This is a genomic window from Nitrosomonas sp. Nm132, from assembly GCF_900100485.1.
GTDB lineage: Bacteria > Pseudomonadota > Gammaproteobacteria > Burkholderiales > Nitrosomonadaceae > Nitrosomonas.
Genome location: NZ_FNDH01000044.1, coordinates 1 through 19,289, shown reverse-complemented (window position 1 = coordinate 19,289; position 19,289 = coordinate 1). Strand labels below are relative to the sequence as shown.

Genomic DNA, 19,289 nt, shown 5'->3' with positions numbered 1-19,289 from the left:
ATCGAAGGTAAATGGGCTGTTTTACCGAAGCGGTGGGTAGTCGAACGCACGTTCTCCTGGCTGGGTAACTTTCGCCGTTTATCAAAGGACTTCGAAATCCTGCCAGGCACTGCCGAAAATATGATTCGAATCGCCATGATGAAAATAACACTTGCAAAATGCGTCTAATGTTTTGCCAGACAGCTTCTTACTTCTTAACTAATGATTGAGAATCTGTAAATCAAGGTACTTGATTAATAAATTATGATTTCTGGTTGGGTTTTATCAATAGTTTCTTTTTTAATTCTTATATTTTTTATGGATGCATGATGAGTCATATTTTTATTGATATCTGCAGAAATAACTTGATAAAGAGAATGAAAAATAGGTCGCATATTTTTGATAATTTTCTCAATACACACCATTGAAGGAATACGTATACCTCGATGTTCGATAGGACTTCCAATAAATTGAATTTCTGCTCCAAGTTTATTAAAGTGATTTGCTAATCGCTTTTCAGTAAGCATAAATAGAAAATCTAAATTGTTTAGACGCGCCAATTCAATAGTACCAATAAAAAGACCAAGAGGAATGTAAGGAAAGCGGGAATGTGAATTTATTGGTCTTTTAAATTCTTCAGCGGAAATATTGATAGCTTTCTTTATTTCATCTTTACGGCGACGAAATGTAGCAATGACTGCTAGGCGAGATACTTCGGCAATTTTATTCCGAGATAACTGAATAGAATTAATAATTGAGTGGTCCAATGTATCAGCACAAATTTTCTCAAATGGTAAAAATGAATGAGGTTCGTTTGTTTTTGTGCGGATTATACGAGCACAACCAATAAATCTATCAAATTTAATGCTTCGCATTAAAAGATGTAGAGCAGAAGTGTCATATTCATCAGTTTCAAACTTATTTGATCGTGGGGATTCAAAATTCAAATCCTCACAATAAACTTGATGGCGTATTCGATAGGCCTCATTTTTTAGCTCTTCTGACAGCGCTGGTACAATTTCAAAATATTCCTTAAAAGATGCCCCCAAGTTAGCCTTTTCTTGTAAAGACATGATTTGGTCCTCTTAAGACGATTTCTAATTTACAGAACTTTCGAGTAAAAATTACTCAAGTCTTTTTAGATAATTCTTAGTAAAAATTTTGTCAGGTAAATCCCGTAGCTTCATATCGGAATAATCGAGTATCGATACTTCACCTTGCTTTAGTGCATCTTCCATAACAAGTCGTGTTGGGCGTTGCTTTCCTAAAATCATTTCATAATTTATATAACGGCAGGTTTTGAGAAGACGATTAGATAATGAATAGAATTTTGCGCGATAAGGCCGGAAACTTGATTTTTCTACCCAGAGCAAAACTTTCTGGTAAGTCACGCTACGATCTACCCCAGTGAGTTCTAACACATAATATTTTTCATTATCGATGGTATCAGTGCGTAAAAGCTGGGGATGGTAATCACCAGTAAAGTTAGCTCGTGCAATATCACCGTTTGCTACTTGACCAGTTAAACGTTGAGAGAGAGAGAGACGGATCGGTTGAGAAACGCTAGGCATGAATATCCATAGATCGCGACCTTTCATCAGTATGGTTTGACCACGCTCAGAAGCGGGTTCTGTAATTCTTACAATGCTGTTTTCGTTCCCCTTGGATAGGACCTGGTATTTATGTAAATCATCAGGCATGTCCGGTGAGGTAGTTTGGATGTTGACATTGACCTGGAAGCTTTCGCGTGGGAAGCGTATTTCATCGGCCTTTTCCAGTATACTTCTGGCAAGTGCATCATTATCTTCTGCTTTAGTAGGTGCAGTTAGCAATGTTTGTAAGGATACCGATAAGAGAAGTACTGCCAAGATGGGTTGTAATCGTAGTGCTTTCATATTTTAACTCCGTAAGAGTGGTAAATCATTTTTCCCCGGGGAGGGGTAGATACTACAGGGTAAAGTTCATGAGTATTGTTCGGTTTGAAAATGTGTTTAAAGAGTATATGTTAGGAGAGCAGCAAGTACAGGCACTTAAGGGAATTAATCTTGAGATCGAAGAGGGTGTTTTTTTGGCGATTGCAGGCCCCTCTGGTAGTGGAAAATCTACCATGCTGAATTTGATCGGTTGCATTGATACTCCATCTGCTGGAAAAGTATACATTAATGACCAGGATATAAGTGGTAAAACGCCCGATCAACTTTCAACGCTAAGAGCTAGAACTATCGGTTTTATTTTCCAAACATTTAACCTTTTTCCTGTGTTGTCAGCCGAGGAAAATGTCGAGTATCCACTTTTACAATTTAAAGAGTTGGGTGCCACAGAGCGTCGAGAAAGGACTGTGAAATTTCTCGACATCGTTGGCTTATCCAAGTTTGCACATCATCGCCCCAATCAACTCAGCGGTGGGCAGCGTCAGCGAGTTGCTATCGCACGGGCATTAGTAACACACCCAAAAATTATTCTGGCGGATGAACCGACCGCAAATCTTGACCACAGGACTGGTGAAGGTATTTTAGAGTTGATGAAAGAAATCAATCGTAGAGACAAAACTACTTTTATTTTCTCGACGCATGATGCGCGCGTGATGGCAATGGCTGATCAAGTGATACGTATTGAAGATGGTCAACTTATCAAAGGAGTTTTTGTCTAGAGAGGAGGACGGATATAAAGTTTCTTTCTCATTGATCAGAAAAGGATAATGGGTGATTTGCGCAAAGAAATTCAGGAAATTTGAATTATTGGTCTTATTTCTAATAAGAGCTACCTTAGGCATAAGCAGTGTCAGTGCGTTCAGTTCTGGGAATATCGAAACGCCTGCATCAATAACCAAGACAGTAGCCAGATTAGATAAAGCAGAAGATGACACGACACTTGAAGATTTGTTTGAAGATGATAGCGTATCAGCTAAGCCACAAAAACACTTTAAACAAACATCAACTTGGCGTGGATTCTCACAATTTGAGTTGGCGCATGCTTATGATGATCCGGAACATTTATCCAAAATGCGCTTACGTAGCGAATTGTCGAACCTTGGGCAACTGAGTCAGCATGTGAAATGGAAGATCAGTGGTCGTATTGATTATGATGCAGTATATGATATCTCTAATTTTTACCCGAGATCGGTTCGTGAAGATCAGCGTTTTGAGTTTTTACTACGAGAAAATTACCTGGATATTTCCAAGGGGGACTGGGATTTTCGTATTGGCCGACAGCACATCATTTGGGGTGAAATGGTTGGACTGTTTTTTGCAGACGTTATCTCAGCCAAGGATATGCGTGAATTCGTTCTGCCTGATTTTGACATATTGCGTATACCGCAATGGGCTGTACGAACGGAATATTCAAAAAATGATTTTCACGCGGATTTGATATGGATACCGTTTGCTACAATCGACAAGATAGGGAGGCCGGGTGCCGAATTTTATCCGCTGGTCTATCCACCGACAGCTACCTTTGTGGATGAGGACCGTTCTAAACGCAATCCAGCCAATTCTAATTATGGCATTCGCCTTTCACAGCTTATCAATGGCTGGGATATTTCAGCCTTTTATTACCATAGCCTCGATGCATCACCCACTTTTTATCTAGTGGGCGGCACGTCTGATCAACCTGTTTTTCAGCCACGCCATGACAAGATTGACCAGATAGGGTGGACGGTGACCAAAGATCTTGGCCCCGCAGTACTGAAAGGAGAATTTGTTTATACCAATGGCCGCCAGTTCAATGTTAAGCGATTATCCCAGCTTGATGGGTTGGTGCATCAGGATGTTATTGATTACGCTTTGGGTATTGATTTTCATCTACCTGCAGATGTGCGCATGAACTTGCAATTCATTCAGCGTGTTTTTCTGGCATATGATCGTGATATTTTTGCAGACAAATGGGAAAATGGAGCCAGCATTCTTCTTCATGGGAAGTTCTGGCGTGATTTTGAAGCACAAACCTTACTGATTCATAGTTTGAATCGCAGTGAGTTTATGCTGCGACCAAGGCTTACCTGGAATTTTGCAAGGAACTGGCGAATGGCCGTTGGTGGAGATATGTTTTCTGGCCCACCGACAGGTCTTTTTGGTCGATTTGCCAATAATGATCGTATTTACACTGAATTTCGTTTTTCGTTTTAATTAATAATTCTGCCGCAGCGCCTCTACAACTTGCATGCGCGAAACCTGTCTTGCTGGAAGTAGCGCTGCAAGAACTGTTGCACTTAGTCCAATAATAAAAGCCATTAACAAAACGGATGGAACAATTTGAATTTGGGCCGTATAGCCAAGATCGGCATTAGGTGGCGGTGGCATTGAAATGCCGATAGCTGATATGGCAAGTGCTAGTAATATACCTATCCCTACACCTATGCCACTACCAATTACTCCAAGCAGAAGACTTTCACTTAAGATCAATTGAAATATTTGATTGCTGCGATTACCCAACGCCATCATAGTGCCAAATTCTCCCACTCTTTCAAAAATACTCATGTTGATGCTATTGGCGACACTGAGCAGCACCATGATCAGAATAATGAGCTGCAGTACGCCAAATTGCCCTTTATACAATTCAACAGTTTTCTCATAGAAATCATTCAGCTCCATCCATGTCTTAATCTCTAGTCCTGCGGCGCCAAGGCGCGCTGCAAGGCGGATAGTGATTGGGTCAGTATCCTCGGTTCTCTTTAATAGCACCACAAATGCATTGACACCTTGCGTACCAAGCAACTCCTGTGCGGCTGCTAACGGGATTTTGACAGCGCGAGCATCATAATCATTGGAGAAGCTCTGAAATGTGCCGATTACCTCGAAATCAAGGCTGTTTAGTGCACCTTCAAGCGTGTTCACAAGTAAAGTTACATAATCACCTGGTTTAAGGTTTAAAGCTTGTGCAACACCTTTTCCAAGCATGATGCCGAATGCATCCTCATTGGTCAACTGCCGCCCAGTGGTGATCAGTACTGAGCTGCCGAGCTTAGCTTCCATTTCGGGCTGCACTCCCTCCCCGATAATGGATAAATCGCTGCGACCATTGTTAAGCAGTCCAGAGAAATTAAGCCGTGCCATAACACTGTCAAATTTTTCGACACCTACTTCTTCAGCGATCTGTTTTTTAACATTATCAGGTTCTGTAATCAAATATTTCTCAGGGGAACGTGATCCTGTATCGTAGTATCCTTGCTTGTAAATTTGTAAGTGCCCTGATTGTGAATGAATTAATGCTTCACCTAGTTGTACAAAAATGTTATTTATCCAACCCCCGGCAAGGATTATTCCAACTACACCACTGATGATTGCAGCAAGAGTTATAGCTGAGCGCATCTTTTGACGAAAATTATTTCGTAAAGCGAGTTTGAACATATCCCTTTTTGATTAACGGTTATGGCGTAAAGCATCTACAATCAGCATATGGGATGCTTTCCAGGCAGGGTAGATACTGGCAACTAATGCTGTGCCTATAGCTAGTAGTATAGATTCGAATACAATATTTTTTGTCACATAAATCTCAGCTGTGTAGCCATGAGTTGTTCCCGGAGGTGGTGGCATCGAGATACCGATACTTGAAATTATTTTTGCTAAAAACAAACCAAGAATGATGCCAATAAAACTACCAATACAACCCAAAATAAGCCCCTCAAATAAGAATTGGCTCATAATATTTTTTCTTTTTATACCTAGCGCCATCGCAGTGCCAATTTCACTGACTCGTTCTCTCACGTTTCTAGTCATGGAATTAAAAATACTAAGTAAAATGATCAATGCAATGATTATCCAGATTCCTTGCATTTGTCTTGTAAATAGATTGACTGTTTTATTATAAAAGTCAGCTAACCTATACCATGGGAGAATTTCAAATTTTTCTAGAGTGGGTATCTTGAGTAAATTTGTTAGTACTAGATCAGTTTGAGTAGTGTCATTAAGCAGAATAACCCAGAGGTGCGAACCCTTCGTGCGGAGTAGTTTCCTCGTAGTTTCAATAGGAAGCCGTAGTGCAACATCATCATAGGATTTGGTAACCGTAGAAAAAAGACCCCGAATTGTAACTTCTATTGCATTGATGCCTTGAGATACAGTATTGGCTACTAATATCACTTGATCGCCAATATTTACACCTAAGTTGCGTGCAAGTCCCTCACCAATGATAATGCCAAAAGGATCGTCAATGGACAGATTTGTGCCGGCTGTGATTGGTGGAAAGTCTCCAAATGTCGTTAATTCTTCTAAACTAATACCATCACCAATAAATGAAAGCGTTAACTCATTAAAACTAATTAGACCGTTGAAGGATATGCGGGGGGTTATTGATTTTATTTGTTGTAAATCTTTAGCAATTTTAAGTTCAATAGGTATGATGTTGGGTAAGAGGAAATTGTAAGGATCTGATTTTCCTAATTCGTGATATTTAGGATACACAATCTGCAGATGACCTAGCTGCGATTTGATAGTGGATTCTCTAAAATCAAGAAGTATCCAGTTTATAAAACCATTTGCCAGAATTAAAGCAGCGACTCCAGTTGAAATAGTAATTATAGGAAAAGTGCTTCGGTGTTTTTGCCGTATAAAATTACGGTATGCTAAATAAAAATTAATCCAGAGTAATTTCATTATTTATCGTTCTATTCTGATATTTCTGGGTTCAGCACAAAAATTAAAATTAATTGTATGATGGTTTTTAGCATGCAGTAGAAGAGTTAATTATATCTAGGCTGTATTTCAATAAATTATTGATTTGTTCACTAACTATCGAATGCTACCCTTAACTTAGTACCAAGTGTCAACCTAGTCAATGACTAATTGTCTGTAGGTTTCAAATCATCTTTGATAATAAACTAAATAAAGCAAAACGATGGAGAGAGTATGATGAATATTGCTTGTTTCCTCAGTAGCTTAGCTGATGAACTTGGCTCTAACCATGTGCTGAATCAATCGGAAGCTGAAGCGAAGTATGGTATTTGTACCACCGGAGTACGTAGGATTATTCCGGGTGCTATCCGCCCTGATTCTCAGCAGGATGTGATAAAGATTGTTAAGGCATCTAAGAAGTTCAGTGTTCCCTTGTATCCTATTAGTACTGGTAATAACTGGGGCTATGGTAGTGCGAATCCTGCTACTGATGGATGTGTTGTAGTAGATCTATCAGGAATGAAAAATATTATATTTGATGATGAAACTGGGTTGGTCACTCTGGAGCCTGGGGTGACGCAAAGAATCTTGCGTAGTTATCTAGATGAAAGATCGTTAAGGTTTCTTTGCCCTGTCACTGGTGCGGGACCAGATTGTAGTTTGATCGGAAATGCGCTAGAGCGGGGTTTTGGTATTACTCCGCATGCAGATCACTTCTCTTCGGTTATGTCTCTTGAAGCTGTTTTACCAGATGGAACGGTTTACAAATCACCATTGGCAGAACTTGGTTGCATTGATATTGATAGATCTTTCAAGTGGGGCGTAGGACCATTTCTGGACGGAATTTTTTCTCAAGGCTCATTTGGAATTGTTACACAAATGACAATTGCACTTGCACGTACTCCAGAAAAGATAGTGGCTTTCTTTTTTGGATTGTCTCAGAATGCTGATTTGGAGCAGACAGTTGGGTCTATACAAACAGTATTGAGTGAAGTTGGTGGGATGTTAGGTTCCATCAACTTAATGAACATGCATAGAGTATTGTCAATGATAGAGCCATATCCGTCTGATCAACTTGGTCAGAATGGTCTTATTAAGAATGAATACCTTTTAGAAATGGCGCATCGAAATCAAGTGATGCCATGGGTAGGTGCAGGTGCGATTTATGGTAATGCTCGTGTAGTTAGCGCTGTTAAGTCTGTAATTAAGGACAGACTTGGTCATATTGTGAAGAGGCTGGTATTTTTTACATCCGAGTCGATAAGTTATTTAAATCGATTTAGCCATTATATGCCAGGTAAAGTGGGTCGCAGATTGCGCCGTGTCTTTGGCTCGCTTGATAAAACAATGTCAATATTGTCAGGCTATCCTAGTGAGGTTGCATTGCCACTGAGTTATTGGATTTCAGGAAATACACCAGAGAAGGGTGTTTCAATGAATCCAGCACGTGATGGTTGTGGATTAATTTGGTATTCACCTTTAGTGCCGATGCACCCTGACAAAGTACGTCTCTATACTGAGATGGTATATGACATATGTAGAAAATATCGTTTTGAACCTTTAATAACTTTGACTAGTGAATCCAGCCACTGCTTTATCAGTACAGTGCCCTTGCTTTTTGATCGGTCTAGCAATAAAGCTATAGAGCGTGCGCAGCAATGCTACTCTTCACTACTGGAAGCTGGTTGGAAGATTGGCTGTGTGCCATATCGTGTATCTATAGAATCAATGCCGTTTCTTATAAAGCCTGAAACACCCTATTGGCAAATAGTGAAGACACTGAAACGAAATTTGGATCCACAAGACTTGATAGCACCTGGGCGCTATGCGCCACGCCTGAATAACAAGACAATGGTTTGAAAGGGCATTTTTCGAGTGGTTTTCTACTGGGTAAATTGGTTACGGGAAATAATTTGCTCGAGCTGGGAATATGTAGAGATGATAGATTTTGAAGCCTGAAACTTGAGTGTCGGAGAAATTTACATCTTGAATCCGGCATACTGTCATCCATACTTTTTATACACTTAATAAATTTTTTTCAGTTTATTATTCAAACAATTAAATTATTTGATTTTATATTGGCATTAAAATTGCTTTTATTTAAATGAGGGATTTATTGACTCTGTGTAAATGAATTATGTAATATTTTTAATGAAAAATAATTGAAGGAGCTTAATTATGAGAGAATTCAAAAAAAACCTGCTGACAGCATTGATGGGATTGTCAATATCTTTGGCATTTTCGGCTCATGCGGCACCTACCAATATAGCTGGTGTTATAATCGACCCGGATCACCCTAATGACCTCACAATTCGGACAGATACAATAACGCAAACTTTTGATGCTGGTCCTCCTGTGGCTCTATCAGGATGGGGCCTAATAACGAGCATCAATACGACGGGTTCAAGTACTTTTTGCCCCGGTTGCGAGCTGACCTTTACGTACGAAGGTTATACCCAATCCGCTTCTGGGGCACCAAATCTTGCTGAATTCACCGGAGGAACCATCAATATATATAGAGATGCTGGCCAAGATTTTGTAGGAGATGGTACTTTTGCGCAAGCTTCAAACGGAGTTTTATGGCTGCAACTTACGGGTCATGATATTGCATCGTCATTGGGTGGGCCAGACCAGACTCTTTTTGCAACTGCAATAGCTTCTGGAGCAATAGGGACAGGTTTTCTGGATGTAGCGGGTGGTATCGCGGCATCTTTCTTCAACACTAATACAGTAAATACTGGAGCTGGTTTTGCAGATTTTGATTTTCAAAATTCCTTTACGGGCACCAGTAGTTTTACACTTGGCAGTGGTAATGTTAGCGGGGACACTCAGGTGGTTCCAGAACCCGCTTCTATTGCTCTACTGGGAATAGGGCTTTTGGGCATCACTTTAGCGCGTCGCCGCAGCAAGTTTTGATCGTCAAGATCTGGTTTTGTTAATCTCACCCCCTCAAATACCTTGAGGGGGTTTTCTTTTTGTGATAAAGAATTATATATTTATCGTATCGATCTTTCAGATTATAGGATTGTAAGTATTGCCAAAGCGCGTTTTAGTTATTGGTGATAGTATGTCGCTTGCTCATGTTGCGCGAGCGATAGTTGTTGCTCATCGTCTTGAAGAAGAGGGGGCGATCATAGTTTTTGCTACAGGAGCAGCGCATCAAGCATTGGCCCGGAAAGAGAATTTTGACGTCCGTGAAGTATTTTGTGTTGCGCCAGAGTTTGCCCATGCAGCAATTCGACGAGGATCGCATATCTTTGACTATGAAACGTTAAAACGCTACGTTGAATCGGATCTGGCGCTTTTTCGTGAGGTGCAACCAGATTTAGTCATCGGTGATATGCGGCTGTCGCTGAATATATCTGCAGAGCTGGCGGGTATAGAGTACTGGAGTATATTAAGTGGTTATCTAACTCGCTACTACAATGCGATGCAAAGTCCGCCGAAAACCTTTCCCGCTATGCGTCTACTGGGAGATCGTATTAGTCATGGCATTTTTCCTTTTCTTAAGTCATTGATTTTGCGATATTATGCTATCAACTTTCGCTGTTATCGCAGACAACTTGGTCTTGATTCTATAAATGATATTTTGGATGTAATCGCATCACCATACAGGAATCTGATAGCAGATTTGCCTCGTTTTATTCCTTGTAGTAGCCTTCCCCCTCATTTTGAGTATATTGGTCCGCTCATATGGGAGCCTAACCTGCCTGATCCTGAATGGCTTGATCGGCTGCATTCTGATGCTCCTACTGTTTACGTATCCATGGGAAGTACTGGTGATCAAAATGATTTGCGACGCATCTTAATTTGTCTGCGTGATGCCGGTTGGCAAGTCATGACAACTACTGGGCCACATGGCAAGGCACCGCCAGGTGTTTTTGCTGCTACGTTTGCACGTGGCTCGTCATTGCTCCGGCGCAGTCAATTATTGATTTGCCATGGTGGCTCGGGAACAATTTATCAAGCTATCTCTGAAGGTGTGCCGATTATTGGTATCGCCACTTTTCATGATCAGGAAATTAATCTGGAGCGAGCCCAGGCATTGCGATGGGGTATTGCTTTGGATCCAATTGACTGGAGGGAGGCTGATTTATTTGAGGCAATTAGATGCGTCTTTACAACTGAATATCAGACCGCCGTCACTAATAGCCAAAGTGAAATTAGGCTTTTTATACAAGAGGCTAAAAAGAAACCGCTCCTTAGTTTTTACTATAACAGAAAAATAGAGTGCAAATGATTCCAACAAATACTTTGAGATTTTTGCAAAAGTCTCACTTAGATAAAAATTGTATGCATTTGCATTATTGCTTGCTTCTTTGTTATTCCCTAGCATCATCATGCAAGTCTACATAAATTGTTGCAGGGAGTGCTTCAAAATCCGACTCCATTGATTTGCAAAATTTCATGCTCTTATCTTTTAAGCATTGCCCTGGAATCAAACTAAGGCTTCTGCTTATTTTAGCTTTCTTTATAAAAGAAATAACTTTCAATTCGATCGAATATTTTGTGGTGAGGCATAAGTATCACCTATGGTAAGCAAATAGAATGAGGGGAGGGATATGAATGCAATTAAGTTAATCGGATTTTCTATTTTTGCTTTATTCTTATTTTTCCAGAATGCGTATGCAGCTGGCTGGGAGAAAATAGAGGTGCCGAATGTTGAGATGACTGTCATCGATGATAATGGCCAATATATAGATATTAAACCCGGGTGTGCTTTCAGTTACTTGCCTGATGAAGCGGGATTGCCAAACAAACCCTTTCATTTTTACTATAGGCAAGGAAAGAATGACAAGATCCTGATTTATTTCAATGGTGGAGGTGCATGCTGGAATGATGCCACCTGTATTACTTCATTAAAGCTTACTGAGTTAGGTGGGAGGCCTATTTATAATCCATCGATGGATTTAGAAAATACACCAGGCGAAATAAATGGAATAGTTGATTTCAACCACCCAAATAATCCCGTGGGAGAATGGAGTATGGTATTCATTCCTTATTGTACGGGTGACTCTCATATAGGTTCCAGTGATACTTTATACAATGATCTTCCTAATCCTCTCGGATTTGTTAATGGGGGGAATCCCTTGATGGTCCAGCATCGTGGGTTTGATAATTTCATGGTTGTCCGGGAATGGCTAAAAAATGAATCTGATAGGACAAAGGTAGAGCATGTATTGATATCTGGTTCTAGTGCTGGATCTTATGGTGCTCTGCTCAATTTTTCCCGTTTGCATAGTCTTTATCCAAAAAAAACCAAGGTGGCTTTATTGGCGGATGCAGGGGCGGGGGTATTTACGCAGCATTTCTTGGATTTAGTATTTAACCCGGGAGGCCCATGGGGGGTTGAGAATACTTTGGCAACCTGGATTCCTGGTATTAATCAGTACAGTACATATGATGCTGCAACATTTTATGGAAATATCATGACTGGTATGGCAGGTTATTTTCCAAAAAGTCGGTTTGCCCACTATACGACAGCCTGGGATGTTATTCAGGTTCTGTTTTTAAATGTAATGAAGCAAACAGATATAGGATCCGTTAATCCGATTGAGTGGAATGAGATTCCACAGGATACATGGTATGAATGGAACGACAGGATGCTGGGTACATTTAATATGATGACTCTGGTTGATAACGTTAGGTATTACATTGGGGCAGGAACGTTCCATACGGGTCTAACTGATTTATTCAAGCCAATATTAGGCTATTTTTATTTAGAGAATAGTGCAGCAAATGTCTTTTTAACTGACTGGGTGAAGCGACTTATCACAGATGACAAGAAAAGCGAGCTAAAGAATTTGAAATGTGATGGCGATTGCGAGGCGCCCGCTATCTGCTATTGATTCGGCAAGCTGAAGTTGTGAGGTTCTTATACAATACATCTTACACAGGGAACTTGGAAGAATTTTTAACGCATTTGAGGATTGCTCCAGTATATGTATATATTCAGCTTTCGAAGTCTTCAATCTGACTGGCGGTATTGTTGAGTATGAATCACTTTTGTGAAATATTTCGTGCTGGCTATGACTTGTTAGTATCTTTACTTGCGAAATTAACTTGAGCTATTGTTAATACAAGAAAGCCAGAGCTGAATGAGGGTGGGTATCATTGGAGAGCTTTCTGATCGATCTCTGCCGAATTCTATTAACGATACTATCTTCCTTATGCTGACTTAGAAAATAAGGATAAATGGATTTCCTGCTGCACTTAGTTAGTCCGGCTAGTGTAGCGATTTGATCTCGCATGTAATTAAGGTCTAAATGAAGCAGTACTGCAGGCGCATCAACGCGTTGGCAGATACGTTGCTCACCAATTTGGTGAAATCCCAACATACGCTTATAGAATAGAGCGTGACGAGGATTGATTTCGATAAATGCATCTTCAACGCCGTAAATAAAGTATGCATATATATATGCAATATGAAATAGAGAAGCAAACACTTCTTTTGAGCCTGAGTTAGGATTAAAAGCGAGTTTTGACACTTCACATGCATACTTACCCTTATTACGGAAAGAGTCAATCTCTGGCTTATATAGTTGATCAGCAAGCAGGCCTTCATTTGAGTCAATGGTTAGCGTGAGTGTTCCTAGAAGTTGTTGCTGTTCGTTGCATGCTTCAAAAGTAAATTGGTGGGGATTGTGTGAAAAGCTCGAAGTACTCTCAGTGCAATAGCCGCGAGAAGCATACATACGCTTGATAAGCGTGCTTGTTTTGATTCGTTGTTTAAATGAGTTAACTAGATAGATGCTGTAGCCATTTCGCTCAAGAAGCATATGGTCTTGCTTAGTGCTTTCATCTTGCTTCCTTTCGGAAAGAATTGTGTTATCACTTCGATAGTGAGGGGTAGTGATGTGGCGTTGATTTTTTCTTAGAGAGGTTATCTCTGAGTTAGATAAGTATAAATTGGAGTAAGGTGTATTGAGTGGGTGTTTGGCAGAGTAGGGTGTCTTTGCTATTGATTTTGGTATTGTTGTCTGCGTCGTATTCTGCATTAGTATTACCTCATGTAATCAAGTCGAAAGGCTATCGAATTGCTTGGCATTTTTACTGCAATCAGTATTAGTGCTAATAGGCAAATCGATAAAGTAATTATTAAGATGTGATTTGTAATATTGTTTATTAGTAAATGAAGCAATATTCATGCCGAAATATTTTTATATAGTCTAATCATAAGGTTATGGAATATTTGAGAAGAGAATAAGAAAAACATGTCGCCAATAACTGACTATATTTTTTATATAATATATAATTGATTGTTTTTAAAGGGTTTATTATGTCTCTAATTAGAGACATATGGAAAGTAAATAAAAATAATAAATAATGCTTGATGTGATTTGTTTATAGATGAATAAGATTTTGATTACTAGAAAAAATTTACCAATGAATGGTTAGGATTTTTGATAAGACCATTTTTCTTCGCTTTTACTAATTAACGTGAGTTCGGCGTAAGAAAAGCAGCAAAAATAACCTGAATTCCTTATTATGATGAAGCTATTTTGGAAAAGGATTTCATCACGAGAGGAGTCAGGTTCTTATGGAGACTATAGCGATTTTTTGTGTGATTGACGGCTTTTGTCAGAGGTTTGAGCCGTGGTGGGAGCAGCGCTTGTTGGAGTGGGCGCTGAAGCGACGTCGGCGGCGAGGGGGGGGCTGTGGTCTAAGCGAAATCATGACAATCGTGGTGGGGTTTTTCATCTGTCGGGTTACCGGACGTTCAAGTTCTATTATCTGGGCCAGGTGTTGAGATATCAGCGGCCCTATTACAGTGGGATCAGCTTTATTGATTCGACCAAGATCAGTGTGTGCCACAATCGCCGCATTGGGTCGCATAAAGTAATGGCAGAGTTTGTTGCTCGGGGAAAGACGAGCGTGAATTGGTTTTATGGGTTCAAATTCCCCTTGGTCATCAATGACCAAGGGGAATTGCTGGGAGTGAAAATCACGGCGGGCAATGTCGACGACCGTGATCCGGTCCGGAGCTGGCACACTCTTTGTTTGGGAAACTATTTGGTGACCGAGGTTACATCTCTCAGCTGCTCTTTGAGCAACTCTGGGAGCAAGGCGTACAGCTCGTTACCAAGGTGCGTAAGAACATGAAAAACAAACTATTGCCATTGTTTGACAAACTCTTGTTGCGTAAACGCTCGATCATTGAGACTGTCAACGATCAATTGAAAAACATCTCACAAATCGAACATTCCCGCCATCGCAGCCCATTTAACTTCTTTGTTAATTTGATAGCCGGACTAGTGGCTTACACCTTCCGCGAGAAGAAGCCTTCTCTTAATATTAGATTATCCCAGGCTTTTCCAGCCGTGGTGTGATGATTTTAATGTCGAACTCACGTTAAATTAAGCAATTAGTTATATACTCGTCGTACTTCAAAATTCGGCAGCTACCTTCTCCCGCGGGGAGAAGGTCGGATGAGGGATGATAAAAACCGAATTTTGAAGTGTGATGAGTATAGATTGAGTATATTCAAAAGAAGATAAGCGCTCACCAAGATTCTTGTTTGCTTTGTCAAAGGGACGGATACGTTCCTGGACGTCTTGTGAGTTGTTTGTACTGACTGCTATTTTGAGTGTGATAAGATGAGCATATTTATTAACTATTATGGACGATTTGGCGGATAGCTATACTAGAGGTATCGAGCATCAGGTATTTCTTGAATAAATAGTATCCAGGAGAATGTCAAAGTAAGAAGTTAAATCGTTTTATTAGCAATCTTCCCGAGATCCTGAGTCAAGAGAACAATATGCACTCAGTATTTTTTACGATTTATATGTTTATAACAAAATTGACTGATTATTTGTCTCTATCTTTGGATGCTGAAATAAGTGATTTATGCAAATAAATATAAGACTAGAAGCATATTATGATCATGTCATAAAAAAACTGAGTAAAAAAATACCTCTTTTTTATCTGCATTGTAGTGTCAGAAATCTAAAAATCCCTCATGATTAATTGATTGAAATTAATAAATTAAATATTTTATGCTAAACAATTTGCTTAAAAAGATCTTTGGTAGCCGCAATGACCGCTTGATCAAGCAATATTCACAAACTGTGCGTGCTGTTAACGAATTGGAATCAACTATTGCTCCTTTGTCCGATAATGATCTGCGTAGTCAGACTCATAAATTCAAACAACGTTTCTCCAATGGTGAAACACTTGATGCGTTGTTGCCAGAAGCGTTTGCGGTGGTGCGTGAAGCGGGCAAGCGTGTGCTGGGAATGCGTCATTTTGATGTGCAGTTGATTGGGGGAATGGTATTGCATGGCGGGAAAATTGCTGAAATGCGTACCGGTGAAGGTAAAACGTTAATGGCCACACTGCCTGCCTATCTTAATGCCTTGACAGGGCAAGGTGTGCATATTGTGACGGTAAACGATTATCTTGCCAGACGCGATGCAGATTGGATGGGGCAGATTTACCAATTTCTGGGCTTATCGGTTGGTGTAATCATTTCGCAAATGGCGCAAGACACGAAACAAGCTGCTTATGCTGCCGATATTACCTATGGCACAAACAATGAATATGGTTTTGATTACTTGCGTGACAACATGGTTGGTCATTCGGCTGAGCGTGTGCAACGTATGCTCAATTTTGCAATTGTTGATGAAGTCGACTCGATTCTGATCGATGAAGCGCGTACACCGCTGATTATATCAGGTCAGGCGGAGGGCGATACTGAGGTTTATGTGCGTATCAATGCGTTAATACCCGAGCTTATCCGGCAAGAAACAGAGAATGGACCTGGCGACTATAGTGTTGATGAAAAATCCCAGCAGGTACTGCTGAGTGAGGCAGGTTTTGAGCACGCTGAAAGATTGCTCGCTGAGGCTGGATTATTAGCGGCCGGAACAAGTCTTTATGATCCGGTCAATATCAATTTGATTCATCATCTCAACGCAGCATTGCGCGCACACGTTTTATATAACCGTGATCAGCATTATGTGGTGCAAGACGGTGAAGTAATTATTGTTGATGAATTTACTGGGCGCTTAATGCCGGGAAGGCGGTGGTCAGAAGGACTTCATCAGGCTGTTGAAGCAAAAGAAAACGTTCCGATTCAGAAAGAAAACCAAACGCTTGCTTCGATTACATTCCAGAATTATTTTCGTATGTATCATAAACTTGCTGGTATGACAGGTACAGCGGATACTGAAGCTTTTGAGTTTCAGCAAATCTATGGACTCGAGACTGTCGTTATTCCACCACATCGCCCGATGATTCGCGAGGATCGGATGGATCAAGTCTTTCGCACCATGAAAGAAAAACATCAAGCCATTCTGGAGGATATTAAGGATTGTTATCAGCGTGGCCAGCCAGCGCTTGTTGGAACGACTTCTATCGAGAATAACGAATTGCTTTCCTCTTTGTTGAACAAAGAAAAATTGCCGCATCAAGTGCTTAATGCGAAGCAGCATGCTCGTGAAGCAGATATTATTGCTCAGGCAGGAAGGCCAAAAATGATTACGATTGCAACCAACATGGCCGGACGGGGTACTGATATTGTATTGGGAGGTAATCCGGAGCCGGAAATTCATCGTATTCGTTCAGATGAAGCCCTCGATGAGGAGACCAAAGCGAAGCGTGTCGCTGAAATACAGCGAGAGTGGCAAGAGCGGCATGATGAAGTAATTAAATTGGGTGGATTGCACATCATAGGGACAGAACGTCATGAATCCCGCAGAATTGACAATCAGTTACGTGGACGTTCTGGACGACAAGGTGACTCCGGTTCGAGTCGTTTCTATCTTTCGCTCGAAGATCCTTTGTTACGTATTTTTGCATCTGACCGTGTGGCAAGTATTATGACGCGCCTTAAAATGCCAGAAGGGGAAGCGATAGAGCACCCATGGGTAACACGTGCGATAGAAAATGCACAGCGGAAAGTTGAAGCCAGAAACTTTGATATCCGTAAGCAATTGCTTGAATTTGATGATGTTGCTAATGATCAGCGTAAAGTGATTTATCAACAACGAAATGAATTGCTGGAAGCGGAGCAAGATATCACGGAAACAATAACGGCTATTCAGGAAAATGTTATCAGCAATCTTTTCAATCTCCATATTCCTCCTCAGAGTATAGAAGAGCAGTGGGATGTCTCTGGATTAGAAAAAGCCTTGGCTAGCGATTATCATCTTCATTTACCAATTCATGATTGGCTAGATAAAGAATCTGATTTGCACGCTGAGAATTTTCTGGAAAGAGTTATGGAGGCAGCTCGTGCGCATTACCGTAGCAAATCAGAGATGGTCGGTAGTCATCTTATGCACCAGTACGAACGGGCAGTTATGCTGCATAGCCTCGATACTCATTGGCGAGAACATCTGGCAGCGCTGGATCATTTACGACAAGGGATTCACTTACGCGGTTATGCGCATAAGAACCCAAAGGAAGAATATAAACGAGAAGCCTTTGAGCTATTCGCTAATATGCTTGAAGAGATAAAGGTTGAGGTAGCCAAAATACTCATGACTGTTCAAATAAAAGATGAGCAGCAAGTCGAAACAGCAACCGAAGCAGCTCATTTGCCTCCCAATATGCAGTATCACCATGCGACTTATGAAGAAGTATTAGATAACAAGCAGCAAGATACTGAAGAAAAATCACAGCCTTTTGTTCGCAAGAGTAATAAAATTGGCCGCAATGATCCTTGTCCATGTGGTTCTGGGAGGAAATATAAGCAGTGCCATGGTAAACTGAAATAGTAAATTAATTGCAAGGATTAACCGTGCCGTCCCCAGTTTGATTGGAAAATAGTTTAAGAGTATTTCAGAAGGAAAGGAGTAAAGTTATTCTGTGCGGTGTAGGTTATAGCCTGTACAAGATTCTATGTTAATTGGCGTTTTTTATGTGCGTATTCTGGGATCAGCTTTGACCGGCTACTGGTTAGTAATATGACAAACCCACAGTCTAGCGGTTGAGAAAACAGTTCTTTAGGGATGGGGTGACTCTTAGCCTGAACATTGCATAAATCGGACAAATAACGCTCCAAGTGTTAGATATAATGGGAATTATTAAGAAACTGGTTCGTAAAAAATGCCTGCAATTGCTCGCCCCGCTGCCAATTCTGTCCCAGAACAACTCTGCTTTAATTCCATTCCCGGCTTCACAGTTCGCGCCGACTTTGCTGGAGGGGAGCTCTCCTCTGATTTTGGTGCAGTGGTATTGGATGCAGTCGATCATCGTATCGGCCTGATTGATTGCCTGACTGCGGCGATATCCGACTCACGTGATGCGCGCTATATCACTCACCCCCTGCGGGATTTGCTGAAACAGCGCATCTTTCAAATTGCCTCAGGTTATGAAGACGGCAACGATGCCGATACTTTGCGCGCCGACCCGCTGTTTAAGCTGGCGACAGGACGCGCACCGCTGGATGCCGGTAATCCATTGACAGTGGCGCAACGCACTCCCGCCTAGAGGGATCGCTGCGCCGCAGTGACCTCTATCGGACAGCTAGAGCATTGATCGAACAGTTTGTCGCCACTTACAGCGAGGCGCCGAGCAGCATCACGCTGGATATGGATCATACCGATGATGCAGCGCACGGTCAGCAGGAGCTTGCCTTTTACAATCATTACTATGGGCCTACATGGACGCCCACTTTTTGCCAAGCTTTCAGTTAATGATTTTGAGAAAGTAAAGATTGCTGCCATACATCCGGACTTTTTATAAAGGCATATT

At 40.9% G+C, this 19,289-nt stretch carries 13 protein-coding genes and 2 pseudogenes; 10 read left to right on the top strand and 5 right to left on the bottom strand.

Going from position 1 to position 19,289, the window contains the following annotated elements:
* A partial coding sequence (locus BLP80_RS12325; RefSeq protein WP_143002210.1) for a transposase occupies positions 1–168 on the top strand: 168 nt, incomplete at its 5' end.
* 65 nt (positions 169–233) lie between these two features.
* Here BLP80_RS12325 and BLP80_RS12320 read toward each other — a convergent pair.
* Positions 234–1,052 carry a PEP-CTERM/exosortase system-associated acyltransferase gene (locus tag BLP80_RS12320; protein WP_090543668.1) on the bottom strand — a complete coding sequence of 273 codons (819 nt, stop codon included), beginning with the start codon at positions 1,050–1,052 and terminating at the stop codon, positions 234–236.
* 51 nt (positions 1,053–1,103) lie between these two features.
* Positions 1,104–1,874: an outer membrane lipoprotein-sorting protein gene (locus BLP80_RS12315; RefSeq protein ID WP_090543666.1), complete on the bottom strand. Its 771-nt coding sequence runs from the start codon at positions 1,872–1,874 to the stop codon at positions 1,104–1,106.
* 68 nt (positions 1,875–1,942) lie between these two features.
* On the opposite strand from BLP80_RS12315, the gene BLP80_RS12310 reads away from it, so the two are divergent.
* Together BLP80_RS12310 and BLP80_RS12305 are read left to right on the top strand one after the other, a co-directional pair.
* The gene (locus BLP80_RS12310) at positions 1,943–2,629 is read left to right on the top strand and encodes an ABC transporter ATP-binding protein (protein WP_090543664.1); all 687 of its coding nucleotides are present in this window, start codon (positions 1,943–1,945) and stop codon (positions 2,627–2,629) included.
* Between the two features lie 88 nt (positions 2,630–2,717).
* The gene (locus BLP80_RS12305; RefSeq protein WP_090543670.1) at positions 2,718–4,103 is read left to right on the top strand and encodes a DUF1302 family protein; all 1,386 of its coding nucleotides are present in this window, start codon (positions 2,718–2,720) and stop codon (positions 4,101–4,103) included.
* Here the strand turns inward: BLP80_RS12305 and BLP80_RS12300 are convergent, their stop codons facing one another.
* Together BLP80_RS12300 and BLP80_RS12295 are read right to left on the bottom strand one after the other, a co-directional pair.
* A complete protein-coding gene (locus BLP80_RS12300) occupies positions 4,104–5,324 on the bottom strand; it encodes an ABC transporter permease (protein WP_090543662.1) in 1,221 nt (406 codons plus the stop codon).
* Positions 5,325–5,336: 12 nt separating this feature from the next.
* On the bottom strand, positions 5,337–6,569 hold the full coding sequence (locus BLP80_RS12295; RefSeq protein ID WP_090543660.1) for an ABC transporter permease: 1,233 nt from the start codon (positions 6,567–6,569) through the stop codon (positions 5,337–5,339).
* A gap of 252 nt (positions 6,570–6,821) precedes the next feature.
* Between BLP80_RS12295 and BLP80_RS12290 the strand changes: the two genes are divergently transcribed.
* From BLP80_RS12290 to BLP80_RS12275, 4 genes are all read left to right on the top strand, one after another.
* Positions 6,822–8,447, top strand: coding sequence for an FAD-binding oxidoreductase (locus BLP80_RS12290; RefSeq protein WP_090543658.1), 1,626 nt, complete (start codon positions 6,822–6,824; stop codon positions 8,445–8,447).
* A 318-nt stretch (positions 8,448–8,765) separates the two neighbouring features.
* Positions 8,766–9,503 carry a PEP-CTERM sorting domain-containing protein gene (locus BLP80_RS12285; RefSeq protein WP_090543656.1) on the top strand — a complete coding sequence of 246 codons (738 nt, stop codon included), beginning with the start codon at positions 8,766–8,768 and terminating at the stop codon, positions 9,501–9,503.
* Between the two features lie 118 nt (positions 9,504–9,621).
* Positions 9,622–10,827 (top strand): glycosyltransferase, encoded by a 1,206-nt coding sequence (locus BLP80_RS12280; protein WP_143002294.1) that lies wholly within the window; start codon positions 9,622–9,624, stop codon positions 10,825–10,827.
* 322 nt (positions 10,828–11,149) lie between these two features.
* Positions 11,150–12,436 (top strand): pectin acetylesterase-family hydrolase, encoded by a 1,287-nt coding sequence (locus BLP80_RS12275; protein WP_090543652.1) that lies wholly within the window; start codon positions 11,150–11,152, stop codon positions 12,434–12,436.
* Positions 12,437–12,661: 225 nt separating this feature from the next.
* Here BLP80_RS12275 and BLP80_RS12270 read toward each other — a convergent pair whose 3' ends face one another.
* Positions 12,662–13,585, bottom strand: a complete 924-nt coding sequence (locus BLP80_RS12270; RefSeq protein WP_143002293.1) for an N-acyl amino acid synthase FeeM domain-containing protein — start codon at positions 13,583–13,585, stop codon at positions 12,662–12,664.
* 542 nt (positions 13,586–14,127) lie between these two features.
* Between BLP80_RS12270 and BLP80_RS12265 the strand changes: the two are divergent.
* The 3 genes and pseudogenes from BLP80_RS12265 to BLP80_RS12255 all read left to right on the top strand — a co-directional run.
* A pseudogene (locus BLP80_RS12265) lies at positions 14,128–14,917 on the top strand (IS982 family transposase).
* Between the two features lie 669 nt (positions 14,918–15,586).
* Positions 15,587–18,310, top strand: coding sequence for a preprotein translocase subunit SecA (gene secA, locus BLP80_RS12260; RefSeq protein WP_090543648.1), 2,724 nt, complete (start codon positions 15,587–15,589; stop codon positions 18,308–18,310).
* A 331-nt stretch (positions 18,311–18,641) separates the two neighbouring features.
* Positions 18,642–19,189 (top strand): annotated as a pseudogene (locus BLP80_RS12255) (transposase); the annotation flags it as partial.
* Between the last annotated feature and the right edge of the window lie 100 nt (positions 19,190–19,289).